A 23,567-nucleotide genomic window follows, 5' to 3' on the forward strand; every position below is an offset into this window, starting at 1 on the left:
CGAAATTGGGCGCGAAGCAGCCATTCGCCGTGCGCAAGACATAGGTCGCCTTCGGGTCAAAGGCGTGAATTCGACGACATAACAGTTTCAATCAGCGCGGAAAGTTTCGAACAGAAACGGGAAGCTGAAATGGCTGGCAGAACTGCCGGTGCATGAAAGAATCAGTCCCGCGATCTTTCAGCTACGTCCAGGCGAAAAGACGGAATTCGGCATTGCTCGCGTTTTCGACGTTTCGGACATACACGTAGAGATAGTCGACCTGCTTGGCAATCGAGTCGAGGCTGATGCCGCCGCCGCTCGCGCAGGCGACCATTCCACAAAGAAGCGCCTCCCCTAGCTTTGCGGCAGGGGATAACCCATCAGTTCACTCTTTGTTCTTTCCCGAAAACGCCTGGCGCGATATAGTCTGGCGTCCTTCAACAGATTCCTCAGGGAGGCAGCGCGCAGATGACCGTCCAGCCCACTAATGCCATGCTGCAGGGGGACAGAATTCTCAATGAACCGACAATCAGCTGCCCAAGCTGCAAGACGGAAATCAAGCTCAATGAGTCACTCGCGGCCCCTTTGATTGCCGCCACGCGCGAAGAATACGAAACGCGCCTGGCGCAGAGCAACGCGTCGATGACGGCCAGAGAGGAGGAGCTTAGGCGCCAGCAGGCGGCAATCGCTGCCGCCAAAGAGGACATCGACAGCCAGGTGGCCGAGAAAGTTATGCTTGAGCGTGCCGGAATCGCGGTCGAGGAGGCTCGCAAGGCAAAATTGCTGCTTTCTGTAGACCTGGAGGACAAAGATAAGAAGCTTGCCGAGCTCGAGGCGACGTTGAAGGCGCGCGACGAAAAGCTCACCGAGGCCCAGCAGCAACAGGCGGAATTCCTGAAAAAGCAGCGCGCGCTTGACGACGAGAAGCGGGAGATGGCGCTGACTATCGAAAGGAAGATCCAGGAGGGATTGAATGCCGTTCGCGTCAAGGCGAGATCCGACGCCGAAGACGGCCTCAAAATGAAGGTTGCGGAAAAAGAAGAACAGATCGCCGGCATGCAGCGCCAGATTGAGGAGCTGAAGCGCCGTGCGGAACAGGGTTCCCAGCAGCTGCAGGGTGAAGTTCTGGAGCTCGAGCTGGAAGCCCTCATTGCCAGCCGGTTCCCGATGGACATCATTGAACCGGTTGCAAAGGGTGAGTTCGGCGGCGATGTCCTGCACCGGGTGGTCGGACCGGCTGGCCAGCCGTGCGGCGCCATTTTGTGGGAATCGAAACGCACCAAGAACTGGAGCCAGGGTTGGCTGGGGAAGCTCAGGGCGGATCAACGGGCCGCCAAAGCGGATATCGCGCTGATGATCTCGGAAGCTCTGCCTTCCGGTGTGGAAACCTTTGATCTTCTGGACGGGGTCTATGTCGCTCATCCCAAATGCGCGATGCCGATCGCCATTATGCTCCGGCAATCCCTCATCGAGCTGGCGAACTCCCGCCTCGCCCAGGACGGCCAGGCTACCAAGATGGAGCAGGTCTATGGCTATCTGACCGGTCCCCGGTTCCGCCATCGCGTCGAGGCCATCGTCGAAAAGTTCTCCGATATGCAGGAGGACCTAGCCCGGGAACGCAAGGCCACAACACGCCTGTGGGCCAAGCGGGAGGCTCAGATCCAAGGCGTCATCGTATCGACCGTCGGGATGTACGGCGACTTGCAAGGCATCGCCGGAAAGGTGATGCAGGAAATTGAATGCTTAGAGGTCCTGGCCATTGAAGGATCTCCGCCCGATGCCGAATAAGCAACCGGTATGCAGCTCAACAGGAAAACGAATGGCAATCTGGAGCGGCTTTCCCAGACGCGCTCAGAGGCACCGCAGGTGCAGGTCGACGTCGGCGGGAGGATGAGAGGCATGAGCCGGCAATCGAGGCAGACGCGCGTTCTACGCTTCGGTGAGCAGCGACAGACCGGAGCTGCGGGGCAAACCGGTCGGCGTCGGGCACGCCCTCGACCGTGGCGTGGTCGCAGCTGCGAGCTAGGAGGCTCGGAGGCTCGCAAGTTCGGCGTTCACCCGGCGATGCCCTCCGTGACTGCGAGGCGCAAATGCCCTGATTTGATTTTTCTCAAGCCCGGTTCGACGTCTACAAGACGGTCTCGCAGCAAATCCGGGAGATCTTCGCCGAGCACACGCCGCTGATCGAACCCACTTTCGCTGGACGAGGCCTATCTCGACGTGACCGAAAACATGCAGGGATGGCCACGGCGACTTAGCCTACTTTCAACGCCATGCCCTCAGTTCGTCAGTGTGGAATCGCAGTTCCGTCCCCGTCTCCCTTTGTGTCCTCTTCGTCCTCGGCTCCTTCCTCGACTAGGCTCTCGCCGCCGAGTTTCTCGAAGCGCCTTTCCGCCAGCCAGTTCATGCGCCTAGTCTGGGTCACGAGCACACGTCGAAGGCCCATCTTCACCTCGCGTTCGGAGATGACCTGCGACAGCTTGGACACGATGAGCGCCCGACGTGCCAAACGGGTGTCCGGATGGCCGCGCAACTCCTGGATCCGGTCGGAGACAATCGAACCACGCATGGAGGGCGGCTCGGTGATTTCTACAGTCGGCGCCGGCGGGTCCTTCTCATTCAGGATCGCCTTGAACTTGCTCTCGTTGCGTAGCCGAGTGAAGACAAGGTGCTCGAGCGCGTTTAGGTGCGCATTCGCCGTTTTAAAGTCAGGGTGCTTCGACCCCACGGCCTCGAACTGCGGCAGTGGCCAGACCTGTATCTCCGCCACCTCAAAAGGGTCCAACACCGACATCGCCACAGCGTCGGTGCGCTGGTTCGTCAGGTGGCGCCCGACGCGGCCGGAAACCTTTTCCTTGGTCTGGCCGACGTAGATCGGCTCACCGTCGTAGTCGTAGAACGCGTATACTCCCCAGCGATAGCTGCCGACGGGACGCTTCTCGCCCGAGGAGTCGTCGTAGAGCGTTTCGCGGAAGAACTTCCGAATGGCATTACGCAGCTCGTCTGTTTCGAGCGGCGGTGTTTTCGTGCTGTCTGTTGTGCTGTTCGGGAGTTTCGCCATGTTGTCCCTCGGTCGCTCGGAGGACCGGCTCGAACAGGTGCTGCGCCAGAAAGCGAACGACCGGAACTGCCACCCCGTCCCCTGTAAGGTGGTAGCCCTCATTGTATGCGCGAGGCAACTTGTAGTCGTCCGGAAGTCCCATGAGCCGTGCGGTCTCCCTCGCGCTGATCAAGCGCGACCGGACACGGGCGCCGTCCACGACCATGATCGTCTGCCGGGACGACCCTCCCGTCGGTGTGCGCAGGCAGCCCGCGATCTCGTCGAAGCGCACTTCCGCTCTTACAGCTTTGCCGTTAGGATTCTGCGGTCTCGTCCGCTTGTAGACGGTCCCCACCATGCGGCGCCCGGCCCGCTTCGCGGCCTCAAGCTTCGCGATATTCACCGGAGACATCTGGGCGATCAGCCGCGCGGTCTGTTCCGTGGTGTGCCATTCGACGCTCGAGGGATTTTCTTCGACGAGGTCGGCGAAGCATGTGTTGCGGACAGGCGGAGAAGGAAGATTCCACCACAGCCACCGCTTCCGCGCCTTTGCAGGAATCCTTGCGACCGCGTTTTGAAGGCCGCGGGAATGGAAGGGCGCCACCGGCTCCGGCGATAGCATGGCCTCGTCGACCTCGAAATCCCCCCGGACGCCGATGACGAAGAGCCTTGGGCGACTCTGCGGGACAAAAAGTTTTGCGTCGATGACCATGGCACCGTAGCGGTAGCCCGCTTTCGCAAAAGTCTCGGCGATCGCCACGAAGTCAGCGCCTCCGTGGCTGGTCAGAGTCCCGTTAACGTTTTCCAGCGCGACGATCTTCGGACCGCGGCCCTGTGCGATCAGGCCGTTCATAATCGTCCAGAACGGATAGAAGGTTCCCGAACGCTCGCCTTTCAATCCAGCGCCGCCTCCGGCAAGCGACAGATCCTGACAGGGGAATGACCCCCAAGCTAAGTCGGCAGTGCCGGGGAGCTTGTCGATCTTGACTTGCCGAATATCACCGATAGTCAGCTCGCCGCCGGTCCCCCAGTTGACCTGATACGTCAGGCCTTTTTTTACATCGAAATCGTTAGCGAAGCCACACTGCCAGTTTGGACCAAGTCCGGCACGCGCCATCCCTCCGCCGGCGAAAAACTCATAAAATGTCCGCATGATCTCCCCGTGATTCGCGCGTAATGCTAGCATACCCCACGCCGAAAATGGTTTACGGTTTGTTCTCATCCGTAACATGCTCACCATGAATTTTCCATGACTGCGAACGTTGATCCTGCCAGAAGCCGACAAATGTCCTTGGTCCGGTCAACCGGCACAAAACCGGAGATGGCCGTCCGCCGCCTCGCGCACGCGCTCGGCTATCGCTTCAGGCTGCACCGCAAGGACTTGCCCGGGAAGCCCGACTTGGTGTTCTCCCGGCGACAGGCCGTCATCTTCGTACATGGGTGCTTCTGGCACGGACATGGGTGCAAGCGCGGCGCGCGTATGCCGAAAAAGAACCGGGAATACTGGTCGGCGAAGATCGCGAGGAACGTCGAGCGCGATGCCGCGAGCGTCGCAGCGATCGAGGCCGACGGATGGCGGGTCCTAGTGATCTGGGAATGCGAGATGAAAGACGCGGACCGCCTTGCTCGCCGACTGGCCGACTTCCTGGGCAAGCATGCTTCTTAAAAATCCCGGAGTGGCTGACTGCCTTTCTTACCTCTTACTGCGTCATAAATATCGTTCAATTGATGAAAGGCTGCGTTTTCTATTGTGGCGTTTTTCGCCCAAACAATTCGACACAAATCGGGCATGGTGGCGCTTACTTTCCGCAGCGATCACAGCGCGGAATCGGATAATGCATCCGAAAGTTGGCGTAGAGCTCACGGTGACGGATGCCGAAAACTGCCTCATGGCAATATGAATGTGACAGATGCCCCTTTTCCTGACAGTCTTCGGCAAACCTTGGCCCAAAGCGAAAAAGGTCTTCATTCATCTGAGACGGTCTGATCATGGCCCATGCCGTGCCGCCAGCAAGGCAAAGCAAGAATTACTACGTTGCCACGTGACACTCGATCTTTCGCCCACGGAGACCAATGAAATCCGACCTGAATAGCCAAACGACCCCCACGCCCGATATCGCGCCCTCCCGTGATTTCGCGCAGGTTGACAGGGTGAACTCGGCAACGAAATTGGCACCCTGTCGCGTCAGCTTGAGCTCCTTCTGGATCATGGTGGTGGAGACCAGCGGGCCGCGACAACACCAACTCGATCAGCCGCGGCAGTTTGAACTCGATGCGTCGCTCCATCTGCTCCCGGGCTGTCACACTGCTAGGCACCGGGGCGTTTTATGAATGTGCGGTCTTTCCAGATGGATGGTCTTACAGTTCTCCGGAGGCGCAGCGACAACGAGGCGCGCACATCTTACCTACACTCCAATGAAAAGGTGTTATCCACGCGCAGTGCGCTTGGAATCCACATATCGGGGGTCGGGCGAAATTCAGCGGAATCGGTCCATTGGAACGTCGGCGATGGATCAGGAGCCAACGCTTGGAGCGCGCCGCTGCTAAGTTCACGGACCTCCTCTACATGAGCGGCTACGACGGTTCGTTCCACCATTACACTTGACGAAAATATCACCTGAATGAGCCGCCATTCGGACCCGAACTTTGCTGCTTTGTCGAATTCGTTGCGCGACACGAATACACGGTCTGCGGTGGCTCTTACGCACGCCTTCACCTCCAAGCGCTCGGTAGCAGAGGCCCGACGGTTCTCAATGTCATAGCCGTACCAATCAGAGAGGAGCGCCACATGCACCGGTGAGTATCTGTCATAACGAAGGGCCGACATGATTGCGAGTTCGCCAGCATTGCCGAGCATCTTTCTGCGCTCGTCAAAGGCCGCACGTGTTAGCCGATGATGTATCTCGACGAGCAGCGGTTCCAGGTCCGGCCCCAGCCAGGAAAGGGTTTCTAGGTCACTATCGGGAATGAATTCTGGGGCCAGACGCCCGTCGACAATTGCAGCTCCAATCCACGCCGGAGGGCATCTCTGCAGCAAGAGACGGGCAATGCCCAACAGACTATGTCGATCAGCCTTGCTGTCGAAAGCGGCAAGTACGGGATTGATCGCGACGACATCGGTTATGCTAGCGAGGTTGATATCTACGAGCAGCCTCGCGGTACCTAGGACGTCAGTTGAGGCGGCCATGATGGTCGACTTCCCGCTCGCGGATATCACCCAAGAGTTGAAGTCACCTGAAGGCCTCAGCCGCGCACTGTAGGCCAGCAGGAAGGCAGCATGACAGCGTCCGCGACTTGGCAACTCATACATCTATGGTTCCGACGTGTCCGGCTACGGCCTGCCAATCATCCTCGAACGCAGGTGCACCGCCTTCGCCCTCATCTGGAGAAGGTAGTGAGATCTGGACTAGGCCGGGATCATCCATCAAACGGGAAAGCGCCCTGACCTTGTCGTGAAGCCTTCCGTCAACCGTATTGTCGATGGTGTTCGAGCTGATGAGTAGCGTGAAGCGCGTTTTTACATCCGCCGACAGCCCAAGCCTGTGAATGCGATCCTGGCTCTGCAGGAAGTGGCCCGCATTGAACGTCCTATCCAGGAACACAGCGCTGTGACACCAGTGATGGAGGCTGATGCCCTCGCCGCAGGCTGCAGGATTTGCCAGGAGCGCAACGCAGTGGGCATCATGTCGGAACCGCCGAAATTCATTCTCGCGCGTTAGGTCGCCAGGGGGAGCACCGTCGTCGGAGGGAACTCCTCCATGCACTATTGCCGGCTGATATTGCGCAAGCATTCGAGCCAACACCTTCAGGTTGCGCACGAAATTGGACCAGATCAGGACCTTCTCGCCGCGTTCGGCTGCTGCCGCTACAATGGAAAGCACTTGTTGGTATTTCCACGGAGTCTCAAAGTTTTTGTAGCTTTGTAGCAGGTTGACGAGCGGCTCGCTGCTCGACAACTCGAGCGGCGGGTGAAGGAATCCTGGATCATCACTCTCATCCGAACCGGCCGTTAACAGCATGGGGTTTGTCGCGGCCTCGAGCAGGTACATTACTATGCGGCCAAGGCGCTGCATCTCGTGCCGACCCCGGTCGGGAAGCGAAAAAGTGGCGCGGTAGCGACCCACGAGCGCATCATAGATCGCGCTTTGAATGGGTCCCATTTGTCTGCGGATAACCTCGAATGTTGTGGGAGGCAGCTCCAGCTCGCTCTTGGGAGTTCGAACGAAGTACCGCGTAATCGCTGCGTGAGTCTCGCCGAGAACATTGGGATCGCGCCCCAGCCTTTCGATGTAAGCAGACCTCGGAAGAATCTGGCGGTCCTGGCCCGGGTATAGGAACTTCACCAGAGCCACGAGATCGTGCGCGCCTTGGGGGGCCGGCGTACCAGTTAGCACGTCTCGGCGATGAGCCGCATAGGCCAAATCCAACACAGCACGACCATGCACCCCCGAAGCGCCGCGCTTCACGCGATGGGCTTCGTCGAGCACAACCTTGGTAGCCCCATTCGCTACGAAGGCTCTGATGATGTCATAATCGCTTGCGACGCGATTATAATTTGAGAGCAGGATCTCCGTGTCTTGCGGGATAATTGTTTCGGGACCCCCAAAGATTACAACGCGCGGTGGCTTTTTGAAGCAAGCGACTGCATCCTCATCCCAGGCTCCGAAGGCGGCGATTGGCGCAACGACCATAAGACGGTCGATACTTCCTCGAGCGCGACCCAAAGCAAATGCCGCCAGCGCCACCGTCGTCTTACCCGCTCCAGGAACCGAAAAGTCCGCAGCATGCGGCAGACGCATGAGGCGGGCGAGATTTCTCAGTTGAAAGGGCTTCAAATTCCTTTTGAACCCGGCGGCCTCAAGCTCGGTCGCGAGGGCCTCAAGCTCGGTTTCGCTTGCCTCACCGGCTTCGATCGCCACGGAACGGGCACGGCGATCATCAGCCATTAATCGCAACTGTGATGTGAGGGTCGGTCCTAACTCAACCCGCTCTGCAAACACTGCCCGAATGTCGCGCAGGACATCGAGTTCCGCCATAAACACATCCGGGTGCACCACTGACTGCCGTGCCGATCCAGTGAGGATGCCGCGTGCAAAGGCTTCCTGCAGCCGGGCCCAGGCACCAGGATTCGTGTCGTCCAAACGATCGACGACGACCGTCGGACGGTCCTGCCGATAGAGCTCGGCACGGATCATCCGCGTGCCTCGAGCTTGCTCACTTCGGCCTTGAGCGCGGCCACCTTGGTTTGGAAGTCGGCTTCATTCCATCCGTCAAAGCTACGCGCCCGTTCAAGCGCAGCAGCTGCGCGGCCAACCTGCTCCTTGGCGGCGGCAAGACGGCTCAATGGAGCCACGAGCGCCTTTGCGTCCTTAGAATCCTCATCGGCTTCCTGTGCCGCGACGGCGACGGCAGCCCCTACGGAAGCAATTAGATCGGATACGACAGCGCTCTTGCCATCTGCGAGAGTCACTATCTCTTCGCTGCGCTTGCGCGCGAAGAAGGCGAGGATATCGGAAAGGTCCTCTTCCTGTGCTGCATCACCGAGGGCGTCATCGAGAACATCGCCGCCATTGTTGGGCACATCATGCCTGATGGCACAAAGCAGCGGTGCGATTGTCGGATCCGATTCCAATTCCTGCCTTACTAGTGCGGCGGCATCCGGCCGCTGAAGGTGGCGAAGATCGCGGTAGTTGACACCGGTCAGCGTGCCAAGGAAGTAGGCGCCGCGAACGGAATTGGCCTCAGCCTTAGGCTTAGTTCGGATGTGCCTAGTGAGTTCCTCAAAAGCCGACTCGTTCTCATCAAAGTCGGCGTGGTGGCGAGTGCCGTCTGACAGTGCCACCAGCTGATGCAGCTGCTGCAGCTTTTCATACTGCGCCCGAACCTTGGGTACATCCTTGTGCATCCTCGCCGCGACTCGATCCCAGTTCTGGGCTTCGCGGTTGAACAGTTCCTCGATCAAGAGCGCTTCATTGACCCACGAATAGTCTTCGCGGAAGTCACGTGCGATCTGCAGCTCAGTCTCGAGATCGACGAGTTCATCCATGGTCGCATCGGCCGGAAGGACGAGGCAGCGGACATATCGAGAAGGCGCATGCTGATCGTCTAAATAGAGGCTACGAAGCGCAGCGGACCTACGGTTGCCGTTTACAAGAACGCCCTCCGCAGTAGCTACGGCCGGCTCCTGCTGACCACGTTCTCTCAGATCAGCCTTGAGATCATCGAAGCCCGGCTGAGATTTCAGGATACGAAGCTGTGCCGCTTGTGCTTCCGACCCCATCGGGTCCGCCGAAAACAGGTCTGGGCGCCCCTTCGTCTCAATCTCTCGCATCTGCTCAGCCTTAGTCCGGTGGTTCAGAGTGGAGAGCCGCACCCACGTCACCTCCAGGTCCACCAGCGGCAGTTCGCGATCTGGCCGCGACCAGGCGGCCAGCAGCGCGCGTCGTTTCGACGAGCTCTGGCGCGCGACAAGGTGTTGGACTCGTTCCTGGTCTAACACAGGGTTCATCATTTTTAGCTCCTGAAGGTCGTCAACCGTCCCGGACCAAACCGGGAGGCGACTGTGGTCCTGATGCCGCGGACGCCTTGGTGAAACCCGATGTACCCGGTCAAAACACTTGCATTGCCTGCATCGACATTGAACGAAGAGAGCAGAACTGCCGGGAATCGCCGTTGGCGGCGACCGTCCCAGTTGAAGTCAGGTCCTTGGCCCCGCTCCGGCATGATCCAGATACACGGAGGAGGAATGCGGTTTCCGCCAATCTCCACTGCCCGGCCCATCTTCGGACACGGTCGAAGGTCTGACCCGCAGAGGTCATTGTGGAAGATGATGCCATCAAGCGTATCTGGTGCATCCGAGAAAAAGCGACGGCGGAGTCGGTTGACCCCTTTGAAAACATGTTCTCCGGGTTCCGAGGCCAGACTCGGGCACAACCACCAAAGGTAGGTCTCGACCGCCCATGAGGGAACAGACCATGCAACGCTGCTGTGAGCGCCGTCGGGACACCCCTTCTGGATGATGGCTACGTTACCAATGTCAGGCACGGCCAGTTGGTAAACCGTATCCTTTCCGTAGACTGGGCGAACCACACTGGCTATCGCGCCCACAGCCAACATATGATCGAAGATCATACCCAGAAAGTCACGCCGATCGGCATTGCTGGCGGCCGTGCTGCCGCGAAGCTTCTCGATCGCGGCAGGAAGGGCCAATCTAAACTCGCCCGCCGAAAGTCCTCGGTGATAAAGATACTGCGGGTCATCGGCGATGCCGCTGACGATTTCGGCAACGCGATTTACCACCTCCTCCGGCGGTGCCCCCCGATGGCGACATGGTGCAGCTTCTTCACCAGCCATTAATACCCCCCCATATCGCCGGTATTTAACGCGCCGGCCGACGCGATGTGTTCAAGCGTTATAATGATGTGAGGTCGGACTGCAAAGAGTCGGCCTCAACAAAACGATGTTCGCGGCTATTATTTGTCAGGAGTTCTGGCTTTCGCGCCCGCCTCTCTCATTGACAACGGGTACACTCTTAACCGATGCGGGAGAGAGCACTAAGTGCGGGCCGCAGCACTGTCGCTTTGCAGTTAATGATGAGAATGGCTTGCCAACGATTTCAGTATGTTAGCTATACACCTAATTTGAGAATGTGCACTTAATTTGATGCTCGAGCCCGGCCATTGGCATTTAATTTGAGAATCAACGTCAACACCTTATCGGCCTAGTATTTCTCGAAGACGGCTTATGGAATTCAATTGATTCACGGCCTTTCGGCAAATACGATTGCAATCTAATTTGAGAATCCGAACTTCAATATTCTCAAATTAGATGCCAATCCTGGTCGAAACGACTGCTTTCTTACAGTTAACTGCCAAGCGACAGATTTTGATGTGAACGCGGCAACTGAACTCATGGAGCGTCAGATACTATACCCTGCTTGCCGAGTCAATCTTACTCTTCAAATAATGTAATGATTTCAAGTCTATAACAGAATGCGATGTGGTTCTGGACTCAACGTTTACGCTTTTAGAAGCTCACCATTTTTGAGATGGCAGGCTTACAACGGGTGGTTTCTCGGTTAAGCGGAGATTGCAGAATGCGAGGCGGCTCTAAGCTGCCCATATGCACCGACTCCGCTACGACCCTGCGCCAATGCGGAGGCTGAGGCACTGAGATGGTTCATCTTAGGCTAATCGCAGCAACTACCATTTTGGAGGGATAATATGGAATACAAGCTACACAGGATCGCACCCAATTCAGAAGGCTGGGTTCGCCCGTCACGCGGCAGATTGAGCCAGAAGGGGGTCGGCAGCTACGTTTATGAACACGGGTTCGGGCACGAGGACTGGAATTTCAATATTGATTTCGTGATCGATGGACAGGTCCTCGGCTACACGGTAGCGCTTCCTGCCAAGAAATATGAGGGCCAGAGATTTGGCCTTGTCCTAGCGACCTTCGATGCTGGCGGCTGGCGAGCGGCAGGCTATTACGACGGAGCCATATTACTTGATAAACCCGCGCCGCTCCGTCAGCCTCAGCGGTGGAGCAGATGGCGATTGATGTTTTCGAACTCGCCAAAATCAATCAGGTTGCCCATCGATACATGAACCAAACACTTACCCAGATAGAGAACTCCATCCGAAGCGATTTTGTGTACTTTCGTTGGGCGGTCCCAAAAGATCGGATTGTCGTATTCCGGGAGTCGCTACCAATACCGCCAAACATTTTCGAGCCCGGCCGGCAAAGGATGGTAACTTCGTACAACTTGTCCGAAGAGCAGTTCAGGGCGATCACGAAGCTAGGAGCAGATGCTAGTGGAAGAGAGGGTGAACGTTCCGAAGAAGAAGGCGCACGCAGGCTCAGGCTTCATTGGGCCATTGAACGGAAGCCGCAACTGGTCGCCGCTTTCAAGGCGAGCCTGACTTCATTCGCATGCTCGGTTTGCGGCTTTGATTTCGAGAGAACTTATAAGGAGCGCGGCATTGGCTTCATCGAATGCCACCATACGAAGCCCGTGGCAGAAATACGGCCCGGCGAAAAGACGCGATTGAGCGACCTTCGTGCGGTCTGCTCAAACTGTCACCAGATGCTACACCGCAAACCCATGCTCACGGTGCAAGAACTCAGGGATGTAGTGGAAGGGAAATAAGCTGAACGTTCATCCTTTGCCCGACGGCTCAAAGACTATCACGTGGCAGTTGTGCAGGACTATGGCTAAGGCGAGCACCGGCATCGGCTGCCGCTCGATAACCGGGTGAAGTCGGCGCGAATCCGAGGCAGAGAAGGGGGGCGCCCAGAGTGTTACTTTTCAGCATGTCGCTTGGCCGCTCGGTCTGCACGTAAACGCGATTCGGGCCGAGAGGTGTTCGTTGACCGCGCTATCGACACCGCCATCACCAGAACGGCCAAGTTGGGCGACGCCGATGAGCGCCAGGCGCTTGTGGATGTCTCAGCCAGGATCCGTGTATCTTTGGGACAACAATCGCCAAGGTGAAGAAGATAGATCAAATGTCTCTTCCTGAAACGTGTCGGAGACTCTCAGCACATCGTTGGCGATTGTGAATGTCGCCGAATTGGACTGCATCATTGCACCGTCTCTGTTGACCCAATTCAGCGAAATCCGGCCATTGCCGACCGAGCAATTGTAGATTTGTCCCACCTCGCGTTTAAATGAGAACCATTGACCCTGCTGCTCCACGTATTCGGGCGGCAACTTTAAATAAAAATAGGTATGAACCCCGGCACTACATATGGCGTCATCCAGCCAACGCTGTAAGCGCCCAGCCGTGGCCGTTCAGTTTGCGTGATGATGCCAGGGCAGGAGTTGGTCGAGATCGCGGTTCGGCCAGCCGTTGGCGATGCGCTCAAGCGTTTTCGTGAGCCAAGCGAAGGGGTCGACGCCGTTCATTTTGGCGGTCTGCAGGAGTGTGGCGATCGTGGCCCATGTCTTCCCGCCACCGTCGCTGCCCGCGAACAATGCATTCTTTCTTGTAATTGTCTGGGGCCGGATTGCCCGCTCGACAGCGTTGGAGTCGATGTCGAGACGGCCGTCGTGCAGGAAGCGTTCGAGCGCCTCACGGCGGCTCCTGGTGTAGCGGATTGCCTCGGCGAGTTTCGATTTGCCGGAGATGCGGCCCAGTTCCTTTTCCCAGAACGGCCAGAGCTCGGCGACGATGGAGACCGACTGCTCCTGGCGTGCGGAACGGCGGACGTCGGGGTCCTGGCCGCGGATTTCTTCCTCGACCGCCCACAGCTCGGCCATCCGCTCGACGGTTTCGCTCGCCACATGCGAGACGCCGGACACGTGCAATTCATAGAACTTGCGCCTCAGATGCGCCCAACACGCCGCCAGCGTCAGCGGACCCCCGGCGCGCTTCGCTTCCGCGAGCCGGTTATAGGCACCCCATCCGTCGACCTGAAGCAATCCTGTGTAGCCGGAGAGATGGCGCTCCACGCAGTCGCCGCTGCGGCTGTCCTCGAAGAGGTAGGCGACCATGGGCGGCGCCGTGCCGCCAAAGGTTCGATCGTCCCGTGCGTAGGTCCATAGCCAGGCCGTCTTCGTCTTGCCGGAACCTGGCGACAAGGTCGGCAGCGTCGTCTCGTCGGCATAGACCCGCGCGCCCTCCTTGATCAGCGCCAGGATACGGTCGGCGAGCGGGGCGAGATGGAAGCCGACATGGCCCATCCAGTTGGCCATGGAGTTGCGGCTGATCTCGACGCCGTCGCGGGCATAGATGCCCTCCTGGCGATAGAGCGGCAGGCCATCGGCATATTTGGAGACGGCGACATGGGCGAGCAGCGCTTCGCTCGGCACACCGGCTTCGACGAGGTGACCCGGCGCCGGCGCCTGGCTGACGCCCTCCTTGCACTGCGCACAGCCATATTTGGGGCGACGGGTGACGATGACGCGGAACTTCGCCGGCGTCACGTCGAGCCGCTCGGAGACGTCTTCGCCGATCCTGACCGGTTGGCAAGCGCCGCAGGCGCAGGCGACAGTCTCCGGCTCGACGATGATCTCGACGCGCTCCAGATGCGCCGGGAACGCCTTGCGCGGGCGGGTCGCACGTCGCCGCTCGCCTGTCGACCTTGCCGCCTCGAGTTCGGCCTCGATCGCGCCAAGCCCGGTCTGGACCTCGTCGAAGGCGAAGGCCTGCTGGTCGGCATCGAGCTTCTCGGAACTACGGCCGAAGCGGGCGCGCTCCAACTGCTTGATGATCACATGAAGATTGGCGATCCGCTCTTCGGCGCGCTCGTTGAGCGTCGCCATCCGGACGATCTCGGCCTTGAGTTCCGCCGTTTCGCCCCGGAGTTGTCCCGCCTCGGTCTGCAGTTCGGCCTTTTCCGACGCCATGGCGACGAGCATCGCCTTGAGCGTGTCGACGTCGTCGGGAAGGGCCGAAGCGCTATTCGTCATAGGCCAACAGAAGCATATTCGACCCGCTTCCGGGACTGCTTTTGTGCCGCCTGAGTCACTTCGCCACGGTCTATCCGGCAGATGTCGGGCGTCGCCTCCGCTCGGCCCGAACACGCGTCCAATCCATGCCTTCAACGAGCGCCATCAATTGCGGCGCGGCAAGCCGGATCACCCCATTCTCCACCCTTGGCCAGCGGAACTTATCCTCGTCCAGCCGCTTGGCGAACAGGCATAGACCCGACCCGTCCCACCATACGATCTTCACGCGGTCCGCACGCTTGGCTCGGAACACGTAAAGCGCGCCGGAGAACGGATCAGCGCCTGTGTCGCGCACCAGCGCTGCCAGACCGTCCGGACCTTTTCTGAAGTCGACCGGCCGCGTCGCCACATAGACCTTGGCTCCGGTAGGGATCATGCCGATCGCAACGCACGGATCGCCTCGACCAGAAGGGTCGCTGCTATACCGCTGCCCACGCGGATCGTCGCATCGCCGATGACGATCTCCAGACCGCCCGCACGATCGCCATCCCCAGGCGCCACTTCCACTGGCGCGAAGCTCTGCGTCTGGATCTCCGGCTTTGCCGACAGGATCGCGAGGGCGCCGGAGCGGATCGCTTTCCGCCGCCAGGCAAACACCTGCTGCGGGCTTACTTGGTGCGATCGCGCTACCGCCGAGACATTCGCGCCAGGCGTCATCGCCTCTTCCAGAATCCGCGCCTTTGCTTCATCCGACCAGCGACGGCGCGGCACCGCCGGGCTCGCGTCGAGACGATCGGGAACCGCCTCGATGACTGTAAATGTTCCAGGTCTGGACTTGGGTGCAGACTGCAAACAAACCTCCCGTGAGAATCATCACGAGAGTGTCGCGTCCTTCATCGGTCCGCGAAACACGGGGCCTGCTTGGCGCTTACCCAACGCTGGCCATTCGTCAAGGATGATTTCCCTCTTGATGAGTTTGACGTCACAGCTACGGAGGTCATCGCAATACTCGCTGTGGCCGGCTGAGCTGAGATTGTCGATCCTCTAAACCAAATGAAGCAACACATCCCAACAAGCGCAACCATCAGCCAGCCGGTCAAGCCGCCGGGTTTCTTGGCCTGGAAAGGCCGTTCGCTGCCTCGAATTGTGATCTCAGGCACGGAGCGGTCCGGTGTTGTGTTGTGCAGCGACCCAAAGCGCAACACGTGGCCCTTTGCGAGATCGTATTCCTCGTCGGATAGTCTCCCAGCTTTGCGAAGTGCAGCCGATTCCTTAAGTTCTAGTTTCTGTCTGGCCAGCGCACTCAAGGGCAAGATGGGGCAGTAGCTGGCCGTGTCGAACGCTGCTCAATACGGCATATATACGTGGCAATTCCCCTACGGGTGTGTAGCGTCTATAAACCGCCGCCCCGATGCCAAAAGCAAATATGTTGTGTGGGTTCAGATCGGGTATCCGCGACGGCGTCTGCTACATCGGCCTCGTATTCAAGAGAACGAACAACCCCGCCGACAACAATGAGGCTTGCTGCGGGGCGCAGATTTTCCTGCATACCGGCGAAGGTATTGTGTTCAAGGGTGCTGTTGGGGCATTGGGGGTCTGATCGCATCGGTAGTTTCACCTCTCTAAGGAAAAGCTGCGGAGATCGTCAGCCGCTGCGCTGACAGCTACATCAGTGGGCACGGCAAGCCGCCGCAGGAGATTTTTATCCACGGCCGCACCCGGTTCAATGATGCGGAGAGTGAGGGCTTCCGCAGCGCGGTTCCGGCGGGAACGACTATTTCCGGCATCCAAATTACCAAGCCGAATGACCTCAAGCTTTTTCGCGAAGGCGGGCGTGCAGTTTTGCGGGGCCTGGCGCTTGAGATCGACCATCGCAACGCATTTTGAGAGGTTCCAACGCCCTTGAAGGTGCTCATTGTTTTTGGTGACACGCGGCTCCATCAGGTGCTGGCTGATGTTCTCGCTCTGACGAAGCTGAACTTCAATGCGTGCCTTTTCAGCGACGGTTAGCCGGACACTCTGCGATTTGCCGACGACATCGGGGAAATCTTGACCGCGATACCGGGCGTGGGGTCGAAACCGCTATCGTTTCGGCACTACATTTAGCCAGCAATGACGCCTGCAAAGGTTAGGCGGCACTGGGCGCAGCTTTCCATATAATATTTTACGGTTCTCGCTTCCGTATTTGGTTGCACATAGCAGCCCAATCAAAGAATAAGAACATCGGCAGGGAGATGGGAATGGTCACGAACTACCAGGATCAGATCGAACGGGTTTCGAGCGAAAGCCTCGACGTTTTCGAGAGAATTTCCAAGGACGCACGTTCGGCGCTTGGCGAGCCCTACTCCACCGGCCCGACGGCGCTCGCCAGCGTGAACACCTTTACGTCAGGCGAAGCCGTCAAGGCCCTGGGCAACGTCGACAGCGCAAACCGCCGTGCTCTCGAACTGCTCGCCAAAGAACCGGCCATCGCCAGGGTGGTAGCACGTCAGGACGATGGAAAGATCGTCATCTATTACATCTGCCGTGGAACGGCTTCAGGAAGCCCCGGCGGAGACAAACGCTTCGCTGGACGCAATTCGTTGATGGGCCGGCTGGCGTCCTTGGATGTGGGCGACGATTTCGATATCCGAACCCCTGGTGGCGTTCAGTCTGTCGAGATCATCGAGAAGGCGATCCTTCATCCTCATCAGCGCCAGGGCCAGTGGGACTCGCGTAACTCCATTCTGGAGGGCGAATACTACGGGCCCATTACCGTCATCTCCATGCTCGATGCACTCGCCGTGCATATTGCCGTCGGGGAAGATAGCTCCATCCTCGACAGTATTTTGGCTATCGATGAGCAAGCAACCAACATCATTGAAGGCATCCGGCGCAGTGTCATCACGAAGATGGGCCTGCGTGACCAACCGATCCTGGATCGCTATCAGGACGAGATTTTCCGGTTGCCCCTCAACAGTCAGTTGCTGATTATAGGACCGCCCGGCACGGGCAAGACCACGACCTTGATCCGGCGTTTGGGACAGAAGGTCGATCGTATCTATCTTGATGACGATGAACGGCGCTTGACCGACAAAAGCAGTGCCGACAATGCCGTGGATCACTCTCACAGTTGGCTGATGTTCACTCTCCCACGGACCTGCTCAAGCAGTATCTCAAGGAGGCCTTCGCGCGCGAAAACATTGCTGCGCCCGACCAGAAGATCGCGACATGGTCAAGCTTTCGGCAAGGCCTGGCGCGAAACAGGTTTCGCATCCTCAAAGCTTCTGACGGCGGCGGACCTTTCATCATGAAGGAAGGTGAATCCTATGTCCTTCCTGACGTGCTCAACAGGCAAACAGCTTGGTATGAGGATTTTGTAAGCTGGCAGGCCGGCGACTACTGGGAGGATTTAGGCGGTGCAGCCGACCTCCTTGAAAAGAATGGAAACTCGGAAGCCGCGCTCCTCGGGCGGAGGCTTAGAGAGGCCGTCGCGGAAGCGCCTACCATTTCGCTTCCTCGCGCCTTACTGGAACTGGTGAGCGTTTCCTCTGACGTTGAAGGTTTCCTCTCCAGCATGAGGGAAGAAACCGACACCGCGTTGCGGCGGCGCCTCAATACCCTGGTCAATCAGGACCGAAAATTTCTCGAAGGCCTGGCGGCATTTATCGACGGGCTCAATACGCCCGACGACGACAATGACGAGCAAGACGGCGACGAGGACGAAGATGTCCAGACCCAGGCACCTCGTCCGCGCATGGCGGCAACTGCGGCAGCCTTTATGCGAAATCTGCGCAGCCAGGCCCGGGCGCGCTCTGGTCGACGTGCATTGGGCCGAACCACGCGATCTGGCCGTATTGCGGAATGGATAGGCGACCGCACTTTATCCGAGGACGAGCTCCGTGCGATAGGCGAGAGCCTGCAAATCCAGACGGCGCTCCGAAAGTTCACCAATCCTATCCGGAGATACTTGAACGGCATACCGGCAAGGTATCGTCGGTTCCGACGTCTGCGCCAGTCGGAAGGTGCCTGGTATGTCGCAACTCCTATTCCCGTGAGTGATGTCGACCCTCAAGAGGTGGATATCCTGTTGTTGTGTACGATGCGTACGGCGTCGAGCCTGGTCCAGGACCGCACAGTTCGACGCAATATCGATCAGCCGGCTTACGGCATTCTAAAGGACTTTCAGAGCGTCGTTCGCAATCAGATCATGGTCGATGAGGCGACAGATTTTTCGCCGATAACGCTTGCCTGTATGGGCGCACTCAGCAATCCGGCTATTCAGTCATTTTTTGCCTGCGGCGATTTCAATCAGAGGATAACAAGTTGGGGAAGCAGGAGTGCCGACGAGATGCGTTGGGCTTTCCCCAAAATCGACCTCAAGCCGATCCAGGTTTCATACCGTCACACGCGGCAGCTCAATCGCTTGGCATCGGAGATTGTCCGTCTGTGTTCCGGCGAAACTGTCGAAGCTGTTCTCCCTAAAAACGTCGAGAACGACGGTTGGGCTCCAGTCCTGGGCGTTGACCTCACTGGGCGTGATGAGACCGTATCGTGGCTTGCCGCTCGCATCATTGAGATCGAGCGGTTGACGAACCCCCTCCCTTCCGTCGCAATCCTGGTGAATGACGAGGCGGAAGTTGGGCCACTTGCCGATAGATTGAAAACTGCGCTTGCAGATCAGAATCTCAACGTGATCGCGTGCTACAAAGGCCAGTCTGTTGGGCAGGACAGCGACATCAGGATTTTCGATGTTCAGCACATCAAAGGCCTGGAATTTGAAGCCGTGTTCTTTGTTGGCATCGACACCTTGGCGACACTGCGCCCCGAGCTGTTCGACAAATTTCTCTATGTGGGCGCAACCCGTGCCGCGACCTATCTCGGGCTTACATGCGTCGGAAGCGCGTTGCCTAAGAAGATCGGCTCCCTTCAAAGTGACTTTGTTCAAGGCTGGAGCACCTAGCGGTATCTCTATGGCGCATTCAACGCCCGATCGCGGCCAATCCTTCGCAGGTCGTTGCCTGTAAGCCTGCTTCGTCTGGAGCCGTCCGTCGCCTCACAGGAGGCGGGCTACGGCGCTCCAGCGAACACGCTGCCGGTCTGCTTTGGTGGTGTGTTCCCGAGCCTCTTCGCGCGAAAGATCGTCAGCCGCACGGGCCGAGACCCGGCGAAGCAGGATCTCGAGGCAACACCTAGAGCTTGGTCCCATCGGGACGCGCCCTACCTCTCCCTCTCAAAATCATCATCCCGCCTACTCCCCCGCTCGCTCCGCCGTTCCGCCCGCCATCGCTTGCGGGGGGTGTCATTGACATCGATCTGTAGGACCATACCCTCGCTGACCTGTATGTAATGAGCAGGAAGGGCGACTCCGCGATGGCGAAGCTCGGCGGATAAGCGGGCCGGGAAGGCAGGTCCGAGGAGCTTGGGTTGAGCAAGCTACGCGAATACGATTTGGAGAAGGGCCAAGGACGGCGCATCCCGTCACCGGGCGGATGTATCTATTGCCTGGGTGCCCATTCCTCTGGCCAAGCTGACCGACGGGCATGTGATCCCGTTTGCGATCGGGGCAAACGCCATTGCAGTCCTCTTTATGGCAGCGCCGTTTCCTCCGGGTGGACGACGCCTCCCGGAACGCTTATCGCAGCGCGCTGCTGACCCGGAGCCGCTACATCTGGGCCCGATCGACCCCGTCGACGCGCCGAGGGTATTTTCTGCCAGGCCTCGGCCTTGAAGCGGGCCACGCGCTCGACGCTGTCGCGCCGGAAGCCAACCCGTTCGCGCCCGATCCGGTTCCCGACAACTGGCGCGCCATCTTGCGTTGTTGGCTGCTAGGGCAACCACTCGCAGGTCTAGTTGCTGGGCAGGAGGGCGATGCGCTGGAGTTCATCGAGGGCGGCCTCGTCTATCGCCTTCCCTGGGCGATGAAAGCGCTCCGCGTTCGCGCGGCGGCGAACGGTGACGTCGTTGGGCAGTTCGGTCTGGCCCTGGACGATTATGAACTCGGCCTGGCGGTCCCGGCCGTCGAGACTGGCTCGATGAACCGCTCTGCGTCCATCTTAATCCAAGCCGGTTTCAACTCGCGACTCGCGGCCATCAATGCCGTGACTGATTCCGGTGCGACATTCACGACTGGCCAGGAGCTGCAAACGTGGCTGCGGTCGCCCGAGGTCGCCGCATGGTCAGCTCGACCGGACTGGCCAACTCCCGAAACCCGGGCAATGTGGGTTGAGTTCACCCAAGAGTACGCCCCACGCGACAATCGCACCTGGGCGGAAAGACGCTATCACGGCCAAGCTCATTGGTACGGCCCCCGCCGCCTCCCGGAGCCCCAGTTGCTCTCCACCACTGGAACGGCAATCCCTTGCTGCTTTCCGGTGAGGGACTCCCGCTGGGCCGCCTCAATCACTCGCTCAACCCGAACCAGCGCGGTCTTGTCCGCGCCACCGTTGCCACCGAACTTGGTCAGGTTGATTTGAGCTATCTCGGTCCGGACGATCTCTGGACCGCTTAGCCGAGCGGAGGACACTTCGCCGCAAGCCCTCGCAAATGACAGATATCAGCATCGCTTAGTCGGAACGGCCTCTACCCGTGCAGTTCGTCCCCCTCTATGAGCGGCGGCATAATGATCAGTCAGCCTCCGGATGGACACGAACTGGTTCGAAACCTCCGTCACAGAACTCATCGTTGCCGGCCAGCGCGCGATATCATAGCAACAAAAGGCGGGCGAGGATTGCTACAGGCAGAAGCTGCCTGCGCCATCATCATAACGATTTGTCCTTTTGCAGCTCGATCGGTGTGGTGTTCCAGTCGGGCGGGGTCTGACCGAGAATGTTCCGAACGAAGAAGTCCAGGAGTTTGCGCTGGGTATAGGTGCCTGGCGCACCGTGATCGGCACCAGGCACATAGACCATGTCGAAATCTTTTCCTGCCTTGATGAGCCGATCGGCAAGCTGGAACGAGGAGGACGGATCGACATCGTGGTCCAATTCGCCGACCACGATCATCAGCTTGCCCTGCAGCCTGTGAGCATTGTCGACGGCGGAGGATTGCGAATATTCAATGCCGACTGGCCACCCCATCCACTGTTCGTTCCACCATATGTTGTCTATCCGGTTGTCGTAGCAGCCGCTGTTGGCGACCGCGACCTTGTATAAATCGGGATTGAAGAGCAGCGCGCTCACCGCGCTTTGGCCGCCGGCGGACGTGCCGAAAATGCCGACATTGGAGATATCGTACCACGGATACCTCGCGGCCGCCGCCTTGTGCCACAGGATGCGATCGGGAAAGCCTGCGTCCTTCAGATTTTTCCAGGCAACATCATGGAAAGCGCGCGAGCGGTTGTTGGTACCCATGCCATCGATCTGCACGACGACGAAACCTAGCTGCGTGAGCGGCTCTATCCTGGTTGAGAAGGATTTTGGGACGAAGGAGCCCTGTGGCCCGGCATAGATATCCTCTACCACCGGGTATTTCTTCGTCGGATCGAAGTTGGCTGGCAGGTGGATCACGCCCCAGATATCAGTCTTGCCGTCGCGCCCCTTGACATGGAAGCTGAGCGGCGGCCGCCAGCCGGCGGCGACAAGCTCGGACATGTCGGCGGTCTCGACCTGCATGAGTTTGGCATTGTCGCTGGCCCGGTAGAGCACCATGCGCGGCGGCAGATCGATGCGCGACCAGAGATCGACATAATAGCGGCCGTCGGGCGAGAACTCGATATGGTGGTTGGCCGGTTCGGGTGTGAGTGCAGTCAGCCCCTTGCCGTCGAAGCCGATGCGGTAGGCATGGACGAAATAGGGGTCCTCCTCCGGGTTCACCCCGCTCGCCTCGAACCAGATCTGGCGCTTGACCGGATCGATATAGTTGACCCCCCGGACCACCCACTCACCTCGGGTGATCTGGTTCTCGAGTGCGCCCGTCCGGCCGTTGAAAAGATACAAATGCTCGTACCCGTCGCGCTCGGACGCCCAGATGATCTCCTTCCCGTCATCGACATCGTAACGAAAGGTTTTCCCGGTACCTTCCTGGTTCATCACCAGCGGCTGGTAATCAACGAAGGTCTTACTGGTCTCATCGATCAGCGAGCGCGCGCGGCCCGTGGCGGCATCTACCTCGACCAGACGATAGAGCTGATGCCCGCGCTGGTTATATTCGAAGGTGAAGCCGCGGCCGTCCTCCCACCATTGGAGAGAGGAAAGTTCGAAGGGATTCGAAAACAGGGCATTGTCGATCGCGATCTGGCGCCGGCCGGCAATGTCGAACAGCACCGGCTGGGGTAGCGGAAGGACATCACCCGGCTTGGGATAGGCCATTGTGGGATATTCAGGTTGAAGCTGGTCCGTCGTCGAAGAATTGACATAGTGGATCTCCCGCTCGTAGCCGGGGCGAATGCGGTAAGCCGCGAGGTGGCGCGAGTCCGGCGACCAGCTCAGCGTCGAAAAGACGTAGTAATTGCCTTCGGATCCGTCCCAGCTCAGCGGGACATCCTGCAATCCGTCCTTGCTGCGCAGGAAAACATTGTAGTTCCTGATATAGGCGATCCATTTGCCGTCGGGTGACACGCTCCTCTGGTCGGGGTTATTCTCAGCCGGTGGCGTGTAGTAGTGGCTGAGCTGCTGAAAGTGCGGGGCGTCCACATCCAATGTGGTGCTGGTGCAGGCATAGCTTGCAAGGTCGCAGCTCCACCGGACCTGCTCGATCAGGAAATCGAGCCTGCGACCATCGTCGGTCAGTTTGAAATGGTGGAAGGGAAGATCGCCGGCCTGATAGCTCTTATGGCTCGCCTTATTTAGCGCCGCCGCTAGGCGGGCCTGATCGAAGGCGGGCCGCTTCACACCCGTGGCAGCATCGACCAGCATGAACTGGTGCTCGCCGTGGGTAGTCCGGCGGTAGACGAACGCGTCGGCCCCGGTCACCCAGAACGGCACTTTGGGGACATTGACAGTGAGCCCGCCATAGCGACCGTTGATCGTGAGTGCCCGCTCGAAATCGGCCGGCGCTACCGGCGGCTGCACAACGATCGAACCGTTGGCCAGCGCCTGAGCGGTTGCCGATCCCGATGCCCCGTGAGTTGATAGCGCGAGCGTCAAAGCGCCGATCTTGTACATATCTGTTTATCTCTTTCGGTTTTCGGAATACGCATTTTTGGATTTGGCGTCTCATCGCCGGTCTGCAGCAGCG

General features: G+C 58.9%; 19 protein-coding genes and 1 pseudogene. 8 read left to right on the forward strand and 12 right to left on the reverse strand.

Going from position 1 to position 23,567, the window contains the following annotated elements; translation table 11 throughout:
• Window positions 1-181: 181 nt before the first annotated feature.
• A complete protein-coding gene (locus ACZ89F_RS23740; RefSeq protein WP_476094467.1) occupies window positions 182-313 on the reverse strand; it encodes a hypothetical protein in 132 nt (43 codons plus the stop codon).
• A 134-nt stretch (window positions 314-447) separates the two neighbouring features.
• Between ACZ89F_RS23740 and ACZ89F_RS23745 the strand changes: the two genes are divergently transcribed.
• Together ACZ89F_RS23745 and ACZ89F_RS23750 are read left to right on the forward strand one after the other, a co-directional pair.
• Complete coding sequence (locus ACZ89F_RS23745; RefSeq protein ID WP_476094468.1) at window positions 448-1,767, forward strand: DUF2130 domain-containing protein; 1,320 nt, start codon at window positions 448-450, stop codon at window positions 1,765-1,767.
• Window positions 1,768-1,918: 151 nt separating this feature from the next.
• Window positions 1,919-2,220: pseudogene (locus ACZ89F_RS23750) on the forward strand (Y-family DNA polymerase); the annotation flags it as partial.
• 46 nt (window positions 2,221-2,266) lie between these two features.
• On the opposite strand, the gene ACZ89F_RS23755 reads toward ACZ89F_RS23750, so the two are convergent.
• Both ACZ89F_RS23755 and ACZ89F_RS23760 read right to left on the reverse strand, forming a co-directional pair.
• Window positions 2,267-3,040, reverse strand: a complete 774-nt coding sequence (locus tag ACZ89F_RS23755) for a GIY-YIG nuclease family protein (protein WP_476094469.1) — start codon at window positions 3,038-3,040, stop codon at window positions 2,267-2,269.
• On the reverse strand, window positions 2,970-4,172 hold the full coding sequence (locus ACZ89F_RS23760; protein WP_476094470.1) for a DNA cytosine methyltransferase: 1,203 nt from the start codon (window positions 4,170-4,172) through the stop codon (window positions 2,970-2,972). The genes ACZ89F_RS23755 and ACZ89F_RS23760 overlap by 71 nt, the downstream gene beginning before the upstream one ends.
• 96 nt (window positions 4,173-4,268) lie before the next feature.
• Here ACZ89F_RS23760 and ACZ89F_RS23765 point away from each other — a divergent pair, with 96 nt between their 5' ends.
• Window positions 4,269-4,685: a very short patch repair endonuclease gene (locus ACZ89F_RS23765; protein WP_126038273.1), complete on the forward strand. Its 417-nt coding sequence runs from the start codon at window positions 4,269-4,271 to the stop codon at window positions 4,683-4,685.
• 735 nt (window positions 4,686-5,420) lie between these two features.
• Here the strand turns inward: ACZ89F_RS23765 and ACZ89F_RS23770 are convergent.
• From ACZ89F_RS23770 to ACZ89F_RS23785, 4 genes are read right to left on the reverse strand one after another with little or no spacing between them, the layout of a single operon-like run.
• Window positions 5,421-6,329, reverse strand: coding sequence for a protein NO VEIN domain-containing protein (locus ACZ89F_RS23770; RefSeq protein WP_476094471.1), 909 nt, complete (start codon window positions 6,327-6,329; stop codon window positions 5,421-5,423).
• Complete coding sequence (locus ACZ89F_RS23775) at window positions 6,322-8,214, reverse strand: DEAD/DEAH box helicase (protein ID WP_476094472.1); 1,893 nt, start codon at window positions 8,212-8,214, stop codon at window positions 6,322-6,324. The genes ACZ89F_RS23770 and ACZ89F_RS23775 overlap by 8 nt, the downstream gene beginning before the upstream one ends.
• Window positions 8,211-9,530 carry a ParB N-terminal domain-containing protein gene (locus ACZ89F_RS23780; protein ID WP_476094473.1) on the reverse strand — a complete coding sequence of 440 codons (1,320 nt, stop codon included), beginning with the start codon at window positions 9,528-9,530 and terminating at the stop codon, window positions 8,211-8,213. The genes ACZ89F_RS23775 and ACZ89F_RS23780 overlap by 4 nt, the downstream gene beginning before the upstream one ends.
• Before the next feature lie 2 nt (window positions 9,531-9,532).
• Window positions 9,533-10,372, reverse strand: coding sequence for a hypothetical protein (locus ACZ89F_RS23785; protein ID WP_476094474.1), 840 nt, complete (start codon window positions 10,370-10,372; stop codon window positions 9,533-9,535).
• 869 nt (window positions 10,373-11,241) lie between these two features.
• On the opposite strand from ACZ89F_RS23785, the gene ACZ89F_RS23790 reads away from it, so the two are divergent.
• Both ACZ89F_RS23790 and ACZ89F_RS23795 read left to right on the forward strand, forming a co-directional pair.
• On the forward strand, window positions 11,242-11,625 hold the full coding sequence (locus tag ACZ89F_RS23790) for a hypothetical protein (protein WP_476094475.1): 384 nt from the start codon (window positions 11,242-11,244) through the stop codon (window positions 11,623-11,625).
• Window positions 11,568-12,167, forward strand: coding sequence for an HNH endonuclease (locus ACZ89F_RS23795; RefSeq protein WP_476094476.1), 600 nt, complete (start codon window positions 11,568-11,570; stop codon window positions 12,165-12,167). Before ACZ89F_RS23790 ends, ACZ89F_RS23795 begins: the two co-directional genes overlap by 58 nt.
• A gap of 645 nt (window positions 12,168-12,812) precedes the next feature.
• On the opposite strand, the gene tnpC is transcribed toward ACZ89F_RS23795, so the two are convergent.
• The 4 genes from tnpC to ACZ89F_RS23815 form a co-directional block, all read right to left on the reverse strand.
• Window positions 12,813-14,432, reverse strand: a complete 1,620-nt coding sequence (gene tnpC / locus ACZ89F_RS23800) for an IS66 family transposase (protein WP_476094477.1) — start codon at window positions 14,430-14,432, stop codon at window positions 12,813-12,815.
• Window positions 14,433-14,502: 70 nt separating this feature from the next.
• Window positions 14,503-14,847, reverse strand: coding sequence for an IS66 family insertion sequence element accessory protein TnpB (tnpB, locus tag ACZ89F_RS23805; protein WP_206079223.1), 345 nt, complete (start codon window positions 14,845-14,847; stop codon window positions 14,503-14,505).
• A complete protein-coding gene (tnpA, locus tag ACZ89F_RS23810; protein WP_476094478.1) occupies window positions 14,844-15,263 on the reverse strand; it encodes an IS66-like element accessory protein TnpA in 420 nt (139 codons plus the stop codon). The genes tnpB and tnpA overlap by 4 nt, the downstream gene beginning before the upstream one ends.
• Window positions 15,264-16,025: 762 nt before the next feature.
• Window positions 16,026-16,352 carry a hypothetical protein gene (locus ACZ89F_RS23815; protein WP_476094479.1) on the reverse strand — a complete coding sequence of 109 codons (327 nt, stop codon included), beginning with the start codon at window positions 16,350-16,352 and terminating at the stop codon, window positions 16,026-16,028.
• Between the two features lie 299 nt (window positions 16,353-16,651).
• Here ACZ89F_RS23815 and ACZ89F_RS23820 point away from each other — a divergent pair, with 299 nt between their 5' ends.
• The 3 genes from ACZ89F_RS23820 to ACZ89F_RS23830 all read left to right on the forward strand — a co-directional run bounded on the left by ACZ89F_RS23820 (window position 16,652) and on the right by ACZ89F_RS23830 (window position 20,866).
• Window positions 16,652-17,704 (forward strand): hypothetical protein, encoded by a 1,053-nt coding sequence (locus tag ACZ89F_RS23820; RefSeq protein ID WP_476094480.1) that lies wholly within the window; start codon window positions 16,652-16,654, stop codon window positions 17,702-17,704.
• The gene (locus ACZ89F_RS23825; protein WP_476094481.1) at window positions 17,701-19,353 is read left to right on the forward strand and encodes an ATP-binding domain-containing protein; all 1,653 of its coding nucleotides are present in this window, start codon (window positions 17,701-17,703) and stop codon (window positions 19,351-19,353) included. Before ACZ89F_RS23820 ends, ACZ89F_RS23825 begins: the two co-directional genes overlap by 4 nt.
• 613 nt (window positions 19,354-19,966) lie before the next feature.
• Window positions 19,967-20,866 carry a hypothetical protein gene (locus ACZ89F_RS23830; protein ID WP_476094482.1) on the forward strand — a complete coding sequence of 300 codons (900 nt, stop codon included), beginning with the start codon at window positions 19,967-19,969 and terminating at the stop codon, window positions 20,864-20,866.
• A gap of 285 nt (window positions 20,867-21,151) precedes the next feature.
• On the opposite strand, the gene ACZ89F_RS23835 is transcribed toward ACZ89F_RS23830, so the two are convergent.
• Complete coding sequence (locus tag ACZ89F_RS23835; RefSeq protein WP_476094483.1) at window positions 21,152-23,494, reverse strand: S9 family peptidase; 2,343 nt, start codon at window positions 23,492-23,494, stop codon at window positions 21,152-21,154.
• Window positions 23,495-23,567: the final 73 nt, after the last annotated feature.

The organism is Mesorhizobium sp. USDA 3734, assembly GCF_056279665.1.